We start from the raw sequence: 12,202 nt of genomic DNA, 5'->3' as shown, positions 1-12,202 counted from the left end.
ATGATGAGAAATATTTTTTGATTTTTTTTGATTTTTTTTGATTTAAAACAAGAGATCGACAATTTTAGACGAGAAAAGCCCGTTTTTACCGCAGAAAATGATTAGACGTTTTGCTTTTCTTGAACAAAAGAAAAGCAAAATGGATACTTTTGAAGGAACGAATCGAGAGAAATTCCGTGAAAGCGGAATTATTAGTATATTATATAGTACGTTAAAATTAAGAAAGTTTGAAATGGTTTTTGTAAATTTGAGAAACAAGCTTCTCCTCTACTTCATTTATTAACCAAATAAATAGTACAACTATGAAAAAAATATTAGTTTGTTTAATTTTAGTGATGACAGAGATGAGTTATGCACAAAAAGTTTTGACAGCGGAGGAGTCTGATCCAAAGAATTTTAGTTGGATGAAAGGGTTTCCACCTGCAAAAGAAGATATTTTGTCCGCTATAGATGGTAGCTTTTTTAACTTTCCGGCTTTACGATATAGCGTTTGTCATATGCGCGAATTTTTCCCAACTGTAAATGTCGCTTCGGCACAGGAAAACAGATATACTTGGACAAGTAAATTGGATAAGAATATTGATAAAATTGCATTTACTCCTTTAGAAAGTAAGGAAACCATGACTTGGGAAGCTTCTTTACAAAAGAATTATACGGACGGCATAATTGTTTTACACAAAGGAACTATTGTGTATGAAAAATATTTTGGGGAGTTAAATCCTCAAGGTAGACATGCCTTAATGTCTGTGAGTAAAACCTTAACAGGAACTCTTGGTGGAATGTTAGTTGCTGAAGGTATTCTAGATGAGAATAAAAAATGTAGTGATTATATTCCTGAATTGAAAACCTCAGCCTTTGGTGATGCGACGATTCGTCAAGTTTTGGACATGACTACAGCTTTACAGTATAGTGAAGATTACAGCGATCCGAATGCAGAAGTTTGGGCTTTTTCGGCTGCTGGAAATCCTTTTCCTAAACCTGCAAATTATAATGGACCTACAAATTATTATGATTATCTAAAAACAGTCAAGAAAAATGGTCAACATGGTGAAGCTTTTGGTTATAAAACAGTGAATACGGATGTAATGGGCTGGATTATTACAAAAGTGATGAACAAACCTTTGGCTCAAATTTTATCTGAAAAATTTTGGCAACCATTGGGAACTAATTTTGATGGTTATTACCAAATTGATGGTGCTGGAATTGCATTTGCTGGTGGTGGATTTAATGCTAATTTGAGAGATTTGGCAATGTTTGGAGAAATGATTCGAAGCAACGGATATTTTAATAACAAACAAATCTTGCCTAAAAAATTGGTTGATGAAATCAAAAAAGGTGGAAATCAGAAAGCTTTTGCAAAGGCAGATTATAAACTATTAAAAAATTGGAGTTATAAGGATATGTGGTGGGTGACGCATAATGAGCATCAAGCGTTTATGGCACGAGGCGTTCATGGTCAAGCGATTTATGTTGATCCAAAAGCGGAAATGGTTATTGTGCGCTTTGCTTCGAATCCAGTTGCATCGAATAGTGCGAACGATCCGTATTCGTTACCTGCTTATCATGCTGTTGCAAAATATTTATTGACTAAATAACAAAAAGCTCAACATTAGTTGAGCTTTTATTTTATTATAGGATAATTTGTTCGAATTAATCTTCTAATTCTTCTACTTCTGATTGTAAACCTTCTCCAAATTCACTTAAAGCTGAATTTAAAGATATCTCGTTGCAATATGCAGATCCTAAGTCTAAACCTTTTTGTAAAAATTGCTCTGCTTTTTCTTTTTGTCCAGTAAAATAATAATACGTATAAAATAATCCGTATCCATCTGGATTTCCTAAATCTATCACACGTTGTGCCAATTGCTCTAACTCTTTATTTGGTTTAAGTTTTATATCATCTGCCGCATTCAAGGTTTCGAAAACACCACCAGATTGTTCAGCAAATTTATAAGCAAAAACTACTTTACAACTTTCATCAAAACCTTCTTTACACAGTTTTGCATTTGCAGTTTCATTTTCTTTTAATTTTTGATTCAAACTATTTTCATCTAAATCAAAAAGAAAAGAAGCATTATTTTTAAAATTGATATCATAATTCTGAGCCATCCAATTTGCACGTTGCGCTAATTTTGGATTTGATTGAGCTTTATTTTCGAAAGATTTCAAATTTGATTTATATACTTTTTTATCTACCCAATCTGAAATTCCTTTTAATTGATTTTTCTCTTTTTTGAAGATAAAAACCGTTTTTTCGACAAATATTATAACCGAATCGTTGCGTTCAGTAAATTCGTAACCAACCTCATCAAATTCACCGATTGTTACTCTTCCTTTTCCATCAAATTTCAATGGATTATATAATTCATCTTTTGCTTTTGTTGTAAAAACGCCTTCTAATGTATTAGTCGCTTGTTGAGCAAAAAGTGCTGACATCATAAATAATGTTGTCAATAAAAATAGTTTTTTCATTTCTATAGAAAGTCTCAATTAATATTAGCCAAAATTAAACGTTTTAATTCGTCTAAAACTCACTAGAAATAGTTAAAAAATAAATTTCTTTGTAATTAACCGAGGACTCAGGTAAGGTAAAACACACCTGTTTATAATTAACCGAGGACTCGGGTAAGGTAAAACACACTTGTTTGTAATCAACCGAGGACTCAGGAAAGGTAAAACATATCTGTTTATAATAAACTGAGGACTCGAGAAAGGTAAAACAAACCTGTTTGTAATCAAATCTTTTTAGAGAATAATAGAAAAAACTAAGTAACACTTTAACTATTATTGTGAATGTTTATATTAGCAGGAAATTAAAGAAAAGCTGATATAATGTTTTTTTACGAAACTTGACTATGTTTAACTTCGTGAGAAAAATAATGTTAGCTGTAATGTTACCAAATAAAACTGCTACAAATGAAAAAATCAGATGATATTGAAGTTTTTATTCCCGAGGAAATTTATAAAGTTTTGGAATTTAAACAGGAACAACTTCCTGGAATTGCCATTGTAAATGATAACTTGAAAAGCAAAAATTTGAAAAAAGTATTTTCTTGGAATTGCTCAATATTAATTGATTTTGATAAAACTATTGAAAATGGAATGCCTTCGGAAGAAGAATTAAAAATCATTGAAAAATTTGAAGAGTTTTTGGATAACAAAATTAAAGGTAATAATAAGGAGAAACCAAATGCACTTTTCTTTGCGAGAATAACTTGGAATTCAACTAGACAATTAATCTATAAAATTTATTCACCAGAACTTGCAAATGATTTTCTTACTAAATTAATTGACTCAGAAAATTATCCTCGTGAATTTAATTATAGAATCGAGAAAGATGAAACTTGGGAATTAACAGAATGGTATTCAAGAAATATTGAAGATTAAAAACACTACAGCTAACATCGCATTAGCAAAATAACGAGTTTTCAACTAAATAAAAAATACTTGTCAAAGTGTAGAACCTTGACAAGGATTTTTTTTTATATCTAAATTAAAATAATAAAACTGAGCGGTTTTGATTAAATATCTAAAAACTAAAGATTACTCTTCCCATTCTTCTTTTATTTGTCTTGCTTCGTAATCAGCCACCATTTCTGCTTCATAATCTACTTTTTCACCTTTTGAGAAACGACGAATTGTACTATCGAATAATGAATAAACCACAGGAACGATAATTAAGGTTAGGAATAATGATGACACTAAACCACCAATAATTACCCATGCTAAACCATTGTTCATCTCCGCTCCTGCTCCTTTTGCTAAGGCAATCGGAATCATACCAAAAACCATCGCAATTGTTGTCATCAAAATTGGACGAAGACGCGCATGATTGGCTTGTACCAAAGCATTGTGTGTCGTTTCGCCAGCTTCTTTTCGGTGATTGGTAAAGTCGACCAATAAAATCGCATTTTTACACACCAAACCAATCAACATAATCATTCCGAGAATCGTGAAGATATTCAATGAATTGTTTGTTAATGCCAACACTACGAAAACTCCAATTAATGATAATGGAATCGAAAACAAAACCACGAAAGGATAAATAAACGAGTCGTACAAAGCAACCATTACCAAGTAAACCAAGATAATTGCAGCTAATAATGCATAACCTAATGTACCAAAACCTTCGGATTGATTTTCTTCATCTCCACCCCAAACATAAGAAACACCAGTTGGTTTCTTATTGTCTATTTTCTTCAAACTTTCCTTGAAATCAGTTACAATATCACCTGTTGTACGACCAACCGATTGCGCTTGAACCGTTACAGAAGGCGTTTTATCACGACGCTCTAAGAAACTTGGACCTGAACTTTGCATAACCGTTGCAAATTGATCTAATCGAATTTGTTGTCCTTTATCATTCACAAAAATTAAGCTACGAACATCATCAATATTAGAACGATTGAAATCGTTATACTGAATATTAATATCATATTCGTATTCACCAGCACGGAATTTACCATCTGTATTTCCAGAGAAAGCCGTTTGCATGGTTAAACCAACCGTTTGAAGATTCAATCCTAAAGATGACATTTTATCACGGTCAACTTGCACATTAATTTCAGGATTACCCGCTTCTGTTGTTAATTTCACTTCCGAAGAACCTTTAATTTGTTCTAATTCATGTTTTGCTAATTCAGCAAATTTCATCGCGCTTTCTAAATTTGGACCAGTCACAACCAACGCAATTGGCGCTTGTTCTGCTCCGATCAAACCAACTGGAACAGTTTTCACTTTCACTCCAACCAATTCTTTTTCTAATTCACGTTTTACTTTTGCTGCATAAATAAACGAATTATCTTCACGCTCTGATTTATCATTTAGAATAACATCAATCTCCGACTTATAAGCTGTTGCTTGCGCCGCTCCAAAACCTTCGGAACTTTGACCAACAGTTGTAATCATATCAACAACCTCTTTTTTACCACGTAAAAATTTCTCTGCTTTTTGTGTTACAAAGTTTGACTCTTCGATTGTTGCATCTTTTGGTAATTCCATCTGAACTAAGAATTCTCCTTTATCTGTTTTCGGGAAAAATTCTCCACCAATGTATTTTCCTCCCATTAAGATGGCAATTGTCCCGAATAAAAGAATGAAAACTCCAATAAAAACACCAATTCTTCGAACAGTTGATTTTAAACACCATTCTAACATATCAGAAATGAAATGCGTGAATTTTGTTAATTGTTTTTCGAACCAAAGAATAAATTTTTCGAAAATATTTTTCCCTGTGATATGCTCTAATTTCCCAAAACGAGATGATAACCAAGGTACAATTGTAAACGATGACAATAACGATAATAAGGTTGCGATAACTACGGTAACACAGAATTGAGAAATAACGTTAGAAACCAAACCTGTACTCATTGCAATTGGTAAGAAAACCACTACAATTACCAATGTAATCGCAGTTACGGTAAATCCAATTTCTTTTGCTCCGTCATACGATGCTCTAATTTTCGATTTTCCCATCTCCATATGACGGTAAATATTCTCTAAAACTACAATCGCGTCATCCACCAAAATTCCCACAACAAGTGATAAACCAAGTAACGACATCAAGTTTAACGTATAACCCATCAAATACATTCCGATAAACGTTGCGATTAACGAAGCTGGAATAGAAACCATTACAATAAAGGCATTACGAATACTATGTAGAAACAAAAGCATCACAATTGCAACCAACACAACGGCTAAAACTAAATCGAAAATAACGTGATCTGCAGCTGCCAATGTAAAATCAGACGTATCATTTACAATCTGAATTTTAAGACCTTCTTTGCTATAATCAGCTTCAACTTTTTTGATGGTTTCTTTCATCAATTCAGAAACAGCCACAGCATTTGCATCAGATTGTTTTACAACCTGAACAATAATCGCCGAACTCTGATTAACACGTGCTATTTTTTCTACTTCTTTCTGAGAATCTTGCACAAAAGCAACTTCTGACAAACGAACTTGAATGCCATTATTCGAAGAAATCACTAAATTATTTAATTCATCAACCGATTTATATTTTCCCGAAAGACGAATAATTGTCGAATTTTCACGCGTTTTTACACTTCCTGTTGGGAAATCTAAATTCGAAGTCAAAATTGCTTGTTGAACTTGAGGCACAGATAATCCGTAACCTTTCAATTTCAAAGGATCTAAACTTACCTGAATTTCACGTTCTTGTCCTCCAATCAAATTTACTTGCGCAACACCTGTTACACGTGATAAAACTGGTTCTACTTTTTTATCCAATAAATCATACAAATCTTTTTCTGTCAACTTATCAGACGTTACACCAGCTGTAATAATTGGTAAATCACTCAACGAGAATTTCGTCAACGAAGGCGGATCTACATCATCTGGTAAATCTTTTTCGATTGCATTAATCTTACGTTGCGCATCATTTAGCGCTAAATCTGCATTTGCATCAGAATTCAACGTCACCATCACAACCGATAAACTTTCGTATGATTTCGACTCTACTTTCTTTACATTTTCTAAGGCTGCAACCGCATCCTCTATCTTTTTGGTTACAGAATTTTCAACTTCGTTTGGAGAAGCTCCAGGATAAACTGTTGAAATTGTAACAACATTCGTTTCAAATTTTGGGATTAATTCGTATCCCATTTGCGTATAACTAAACAATCCTCCCAAAGTCAAAATCGTGAATAACACGATAATCATCGTAGGTCGTTTAATTGATATTTCTGCTATTTTCATGGAAAAACTACTCTTATTTTACAACTTTCACTTTCGTGCCATCTTTCAGATTAATCTGACCACTTGTTACGATTTCAGCTCCATCTTTTAATCCGCTGATAATTTCAACTTCAGTTCCAACCGTTTTCCCAATCACAACTTTCGTTAATTTTGCTGTATTATTTTCAACCACGAAAACTTGTCCAGAACTAATTCCGTTCACAAAAGCATTCGCAGGAACAACCAATACATTTTTGCCAGCATTCACATCATCTTTTGTCGAAAAAACTGCCGTTCCATACATACCAGCTTTTAATCCTGAATTATTTGAAACCTGAATTTCCACAGGGAAATTTAACGAAGCATCTGCTTTAGGCGCAATAAAAGATATTTTTCCTACAAATTCTTGATCTGGAAAAACACTCGCCAACACTTTGATTGTTTGACCAACTTTAAGATTGACAACCTCAGCTTCTGTTACTGTAACTTGTAATTTTAATTTTGACACATTTACAATATCAAACATTTGAGAACCTGGTGCTACTACAGATCCTGGCTCGATATAACGTTTGTTGATTACACCAGAAATCGTTGCTTTTACATTCGTATCACGCACACGCAAATTTTGTGCAGAAACCGCTGCTCTTGCATTTTTTAATTGCAAACGCGAATTATCCAATTGTTGCTTTGTTACACCTCCTGTTTTATACGCATTTTCGTAACGTTGATTGTCAATAATTGCATTTTGAAGATTATTTTGTGCTTGTGTAACATCAACTTCAATCGCATCTTTTTTGATTATTGCCAATGTTTGACCAACAGAAACATAACTTCCTTCATCAACCAAAACACGGACAATTCGACCAGAAATTTCTGAAGGAAAACTCATTTCTTGAAATGGCGCAAATGTACCATTTGACGTATAATCTGTATTTAAACTTTGAAAATTAGCTTTAATCGTTTTTACCACAACATCGTCATTAGCCGCATTTACGATTGCTACCTCTTCTTCTTGTTTCGCTTTATTATTGTTTATAATGTAAATTGCACCACCAATCAAACCGGCTGCAATTAATATATAAAGTAAAGTTTTTACTGATTTCATAAAATCGGTTCTATTATTGAATTAATGTTTTTAAATCTCCTTTTGCTTTGATTAATGCGATTTCGGCAATTTTATATTCTAATAAAGCATTTGAGTAATTATTTCGAGCATCTGTCAACGCATTTTCAGCATCTAAAATTTCTGTCAAATTTGCTAAACCTTGTTGGTAATTATTTTGTGTATTTGATAAAACTTTCTCTGCCAAACTCACGTTTTCTTCTTGAATATCGACACTTTTTAACGCATTTTCGATTTGTGCTTTTGCATTTTGATATTCTAAACTCAAACCAAGTTTTGTGTCATTCATTTGTTCTTCGATATCCAACAAATCAATTTCTGCTTGATTAATTTTTGCTTTTGTAGCTCCACCCGAAAAAATCGGAACTTTAACACTCAAACCAATCGAAGCCAAATCTGACCAGATGTAACTTTTCGAAGTAATAAATTTTTCACCAAAACCTTGCAATCCATAATTTCCAGCTAAACCAACAGTTGGATATAAATTCGCACGCTCCGCTTCTTTCGCAAAACCTAACAATTCTTTTTGTTTCGATAAAACTTTAAATTCGGTTCTATTTTCAACATCTATTTGATCTTCCAACAAAACTAAATTTGGCGTAATTGTTTCTTCTGTTAAACTAATTGGTTGCTCAATTGGATAACCCATATAAAATTTCAATGCATTTTTGTTGATTTCTACTGCATTTACCAACTGTTGACGCGAAGAAGAAATATTATTTAATTGCACAACAATTCGATCCAAATCAATTGGTTTTGCCAAACCATTATCCACTAGACTTTTAATTACATTTCGAACTTTATTTGTGTTTTCGTAACTTTTTTCAATCGTTTTTAATTTTTCTTCTTGAATAAAAACTTGATAATACGCATTTGCTACACGCTCAATAATTTGTTCGTCTGTTAAATCTGCATTCACCTGATAAAATTCGCGTGTTGTTTTCGCCGCTTTCAAACCTGTAAAAACACGTTGATCGAACAATGTTTGATTTACCGTAACACCTAAACTCGAATTCCATGGTTGTCCCATTTTAATCACAGTTGTTTGTCCTCCCATTGTCAACGCCATTTCTTGTACAATTGGATTATATTGCAAACCTGCGTTGGCATTTACTTGAGGCAAAGCTCCTGCTCTGGCTTCATCAATTTTGTATTCGGCTTTTTTGATTGCTAAATCTGCGCGTTTTGCATCTGCTTTGTTTTCTAACGCAAAATTTACCGCATCTTTAAGTGCTATAATTTCTTGCGCATTTGCAGAACTCATCAACGCTACAATCGCTATAGAAAGTAATTGTTTTAACCTTTTCATTGATATATTAATTATTAAAAAGTGTATTGAGAATAATTTCTTTTCGATCAGAAAGAATGCGTTTGAAATCTTCGTCGCTCAATTTCAAATCCAATTGAAGAAGCGGACGAATTGTAAACGGATAATTGACCAACGAAATCATGTTTAACAAAAACTGAAGTGGCTCCATCTTTTTTATCGTTCCTTTTTCCATTTCCTCCTCTAATCTTTCATAAAAAACATTTACAACGACATCTAAATCATCTTTCATTAATTTAGAACACATTGTATTATTTTTATTCATTTCGGTAACGATGTAAGTTTCCAAATATGGATATTTGATTGATGTTGCAATAGAATCCTCTATAAACTCGCCAATCATTTCTTTGATATCACGATTTCTATCAAAAATAGCACGCGATTTTTCATTACTTACACGCGTAGCTTCTTCGTAAATAATACTAATTAAATTGTTTCGCGATCTGAAATAATAATTAATCAACGTTCTGTTCACTTTAGCTTCATCAGCTATTTCTTGCGTAGTTGCATGAAATCTACCTTCTGCAAAAAACATTCTTTTCGCTGTTTCTTTGATTAATTCTTCTGTATCGTCTTTCATATCTGTGCGGCTTTTTTATTTTGACAAAATTGTCAAACAAAATTATTAATATATTTCGTTAATCCAAATAGTTAAACATTATTTTTATAAAAATTGGTGAAAATCATAAAGATTACCGAACTGATTATCCGTAAATTTGCTTGATGAAAGAACAATATGATTTGATAATTGTAGGTGCTGGACCAATTGGTTTAGCTTGTGCAATAGAAGCGAAAAGAAACAATCTTTCTTATTTAATTATTGAAAAAGGTGCTTTGACAAATAGTTTGTACAACTATCCTTTGTATATGACATTTTTTTCGACTGCCGAACGATTAGAAATTGGAGAAATTCCATTCAATTGTATTGCGCCAAAACCTGGTCGACAAGAGGCGTTAGAATATTATCGAAACATTCATAAATATTTTAAATTTAATCTTAATCTTTACGAAGAAGTTGAAGCAATTAATAAAATTGAAACAAATCATTTTGAGATTAAAACCTCTAAAAATAATTATTCAGCTAAAAATATAGTCCTTGCAACTGGTTTTTATGATATTCCAAATTTGATGAATATCGAAGGAGAAGATTTAGAAAAAGTTCATCATTATTACAAAGAAGCACATCCCTACTCTTTTCAGAATGTAGTGGTTGTTGGAGCGAATAATTCATCTGTTGACGCAGCTTTAGAATGTTATCGAAAAGGTGCAAATGTAACAATTGTGATTCGCGGAGAAGGATTTACACACCGATTAAAATATTGGGTTCGTCCTGATATCGAAAATAGAATTGCAGAAGGAAGTATTAAGGCTTATTTCAACTCGAATATTACATCGATTGACGAAAATCAAGTTCATATCCAAACGCCAGAAGGTAATATTTCAATTGAAAATGATACTGTTTTAGCCTTAACTGGTTATCATCCTAATTTCAAATTTTTGGAAAACTGTGGAATAACTTTCAGTGAAGATGAATTGAAAACCCCAACTTACAATCCCGAAACAATGGAAACAAATGTAGATGGTTTATATTTGGCAGGCGTTGTTTGTGGCGGAATGTTGACGAATATTTGGTTCATCGAAAATTCGCGCGTACATGCAGAGCAAATTATTGAGGCAATTTTAGCAAAAAAAAATAAATAAAAGTTTCTGTATTAATCAGAACATAAAAATAAAAATAACATGAAAGACCTTTTCGGACAGGCAATTTTAGATTATCAAACCAATCATTCGCCCGAAGATCTCTATACCGAAACATCAATTTCAGAATTAGATGTGATGCCAATTGATTATCTTTTTCGAGAGTATGATGATATGCCAATTTTGGAGCAAAAAGCATTGGGTTTATCAAAAGGAAAAATATTGGATGTTGGTTGTGGAGCGGGTTCTCATTCACTTTATTTACAAGAAAAAGGGTTGAATGTTTTAGCAATTGATATTTCTCCAAAAGCGATTGAAGCTTGCTTGTTAAGAGGAATCAACAATGCAAAAGTTCAGAATTTCCTTGAAATCAATGATGCTGAAAAATATGATACGATTCTATTTTTGATGAACGGAACTGGAATTTTTCAGAATTTAGTTTTAATCAATGTTTTCTTAGATAAAATCAAAAATTTATTAGCCGAAAATGGTCAAGTTTTGATTGATGGAACCGACATTATTTATATGTTTGATGAGGATGAAGATGGAGGAAAATGGATTCCGAGCAATGGAAATTATTATGGTGAATTAGATTTTACGATTCATTATAAAGGCGAGCAAGAAGAACCTATTCAATGGTTGTATTTGGATTTTGATACATTAAAAAATGCGTGCGAATATCATCAACTAAAATGTACAAAAATAAAAACCGAAGGAGATTCTTATTTAGCAAAAATCACTTTGTAAAAATCTTTTCGATAAGAAATACAAACTCATTAATTCATCAGAATTAGTGAGTTTTTTTGTGTTAAATATTAACTAATTTTAGCAAAAGTTTAATCTTTCTAAAAGGTTATTTTTATTAATTTTAGAAAACTCATACTAACACAAACTTATATGAAAACTATTCACGTCAATGTGAAACAATTGGGCAAAAAACATCCAATTCTTGCCGAATTACCTATACAACTTAATACAACAAAGGATACAATTTCTGTTCATGAGCTTCTTGATTTTATAGTTCAGCAACAAGTTGAAGAATACAATCAAAAACCAATAGAAAAAGAAGATATTGATACAGCAAAACTTCCGAAAGAAAATTATTTACCACTTCTCATCGAATCAGGTAAAGTTGGTTTTTCTAGTATTTATAACGAAAACAAAGCTGATTTATCCAAAGCACAAGAAACCGCAAGACAAGCTTTTGAAGACGGAATGTTTGCGATTTTCTTAGGAGAAGAACAAATCGAAGATTTAGCTGAAGAAGTTTCATTAACATCAAATCAATCTTTTACATTTATACGACTTACTTTCCTTGCTGGAAGTTACTGGTAGAACGAACAAAACTCAAAACA

10 protein-coding genes are annotated in these 12,202 nt (G+C 32.4%); 5 read left to right on the top strand and 5 right to left on the bottom strand.

Going from position 1 to position 12,202, the window contains the following annotated elements:
• The first annotated feature begins 302 nt into the window (after positions 1-302).
• On the top strand, positions 303-1,595 hold the full coding sequence (locus tag B4A23_RS14615) for a serine hydrolase domain-containing protein (RefSeq protein WP_291121041.1): 1,293 nt from the start codon (positions 303-305) through the stop codon (positions 1,593-1,595).
• A gap of 55 nt (positions 1,596-1,650) precedes the next feature.
• Here the strand turns inward: B4A23_RS14615 and B4A23_RS14610 are convergent, their stop codons facing one another.
• The gene (locus tag B4A23_RS14610) at positions 1,651-2,472 is read right to left on the bottom strand and encodes a hypothetical protein (protein ID WP_291121039.1); all 822 of its coding nucleotides are present in this window, start codon (positions 2,470-2,472) and stop codon (positions 1,651-1,653) included.
• Between the two features lie 444 nt (positions 2,473-2,916).
• On the opposite strand from B4A23_RS14610, the gene B4A23_RS14605 reads away from it, so the two are divergent.
• Positions 2,917-3,387 (top strand): DUF695 domain-containing protein, encoded by a 471-nt coding sequence (locus tag B4A23_RS14605; RefSeq protein ID WP_286513826.1) that lies wholly within the window; start codon positions 2,917-2,919, stop codon positions 3,385-3,387.
• Between the two features lie 156 nt (positions 3,388-3,543).
• On the opposite strand, the gene B4A23_RS14600 is transcribed toward B4A23_RS14605, so the two are convergent.
• From B4A23_RS14600 to B4A23_RS14585, 4 genes are read right to left on the bottom strand one after another with little or no spacing between them, the layout of a single operon-like run.
• Complete coding sequence (locus B4A23_RS14600; protein WP_291121036.1) at positions 3,544-6,720, bottom strand: efflux RND transporter permease subunit; 3,177 nt, start codon at positions 6,718-6,720, stop codon at positions 3,544-3,546.
• A 13-nt stretch (positions 6,721-6,733) separates the two neighbouring features.
• On the bottom strand, positions 6,734-7,804 hold the full coding sequence (locus B4A23_RS14595) for an efflux RND transporter periplasmic adaptor subunit (protein ID WP_291121034.1): 1,071 nt from the start codon (positions 7,802-7,804) through the stop codon (positions 6,734-6,736).
• A 13-nt stretch (positions 7,805-7,817) separates the two neighbouring features.
• Positions 7,818-9,131 carry a TolC family protein gene (locus tag B4A23_RS14590; RefSeq protein WP_038336584.1) on the bottom strand — a complete coding sequence of 438 codons (1,314 nt, stop codon included), beginning with the start codon at positions 9,129-9,131 and terminating at the stop codon, positions 7,818-7,820.
• Positions 9,132-9,138: 7 nt separating this feature from the next.
• Positions 9,139-9,729, bottom strand: coding sequence for a TetR/AcrR family transcriptional regulator (locus B4A23_RS14585; protein WP_286486332.1), 591 nt, complete (start codon positions 9,727-9,729; stop codon positions 9,139-9,141).
• Positions 9,730-9,872: 143 nt separating this feature from the next.
• Between B4A23_RS14585 and B4A23_RS14580 the strand changes: the two genes are divergently transcribed.
• The 3 genes from B4A23_RS14580 to B4A23_RS14570 all read left to right on the top strand — a co-directional run bounded on the left by B4A23_RS14580 (position 9,873) and on the right by B4A23_RS14570 (position 12,182).
• A complete protein-coding gene (locus B4A23_RS14580; RefSeq protein WP_291121032.1) occupies positions 9,873-10,850 on the top strand; it encodes a YpdA family putative bacillithiol disulfide reductase in 978 nt (325 codons plus the stop codon).
• Positions 10,851-10,889: 39 nt separating this feature from the next.
• Positions 10,890-11,594 carry a methyltransferase domain-containing protein gene (locus B4A23_RS14575; protein WP_291121030.1) on the top strand — a complete coding sequence of 235 codons (705 nt, stop codon included), beginning with the start codon at positions 10,890-10,892 and terminating at the stop codon, positions 11,592-11,594.
• Positions 11,595-11,744: 150 nt separating this feature from the next.
• Positions 11,745-12,182 (top strand): hypothetical protein, encoded by a 438-nt coding sequence (locus B4A23_RS14570; protein WP_291121028.1) that lies wholly within the window; start codon positions 11,745-11,747, stop codon positions 12,180-12,182.
• The last annotated feature ends 20 nt before the right edge of the window (positions 12,183-12,202 follow it).

This window comes from Empedobacter sp. UBA7248 (assembly GCF_002472945.1).
Classification (GTDB): Bacteria; Bacteroidota; Bacteroidia; order Flavobacteriales; family Weeksellaceae; genus Empedobacter; species Empedobacter falsenii_C.
Note: the sequence above shows the minus strand (reverse complement) of the source record. Positions and strands in the feature narration are given on the sequence as shown.

Coding starts and splice junctions, on each gene's coding strand:
- B4A23_RS14615 (WP_291121041.1), top strand. CDS start 303: ATGAAAAAAATATTAGTTTGTTTAATTTTAGTGATGACAGAGATGAGT.
- B4A23_RS14610 (WP_291121039.1), bottom strand. CDS start 2,472: ATGAAAAAACTATTTTTATTGACAACATTATTTATGATGTCAGCACTT.
- B4A23_RS14605 (WP_286513826.1), top strand. CDS start 2,917: ATGAAAAAATCAGATGATATTGAAGTTTTTATTCCCGAGGAAATTTAT.
- B4A23_RS14600 (WP_291121036.1), bottom strand. CDS start 6,720: ATGAAAATAGCAGAAATATCAATTAAACGACCTACGATGATTATCGTG.
- B4A23_RS14595 (WP_291121034.1), bottom strand. CDS start 7,804: ATGAAATCAGTAAAAACTTTACTTTATATATTAATTGCAGCCGGTTTG.
- B4A23_RS14590 (WP_038336584.1), bottom strand. CDS start 9,131: ATGAAAAGGTTAAAACAATTACTTTCTATAGCGATTGTAGCGTTGATG.
- B4A23_RS14585 (WP_286486332.1), bottom strand. CDS start 9,729: ATGAAAGACGATACAGAAGAATTAATCAAAGAAACAGCGAAAAGAATG.
- B4A23_RS14580 (WP_291121032.1), top strand. CDS start 9,873: ATGAAAGAACAATATGATTTGATAATTGTAGGTGCTGGACCAATTGGT.
- B4A23_RS14575 (WP_291121030.1), top strand. CDS start 10,890: ATGAAAGACCTTTTCGGACAGGCAATTTTAGATTATCAAACCAATCAT.
- B4A23_RS14570 (WP_291121028.1), top strand. CDS start 11,745: ATGAAAACTATTCACGTCAATGTGAAACAATTGGGCAAAAAACATCCA.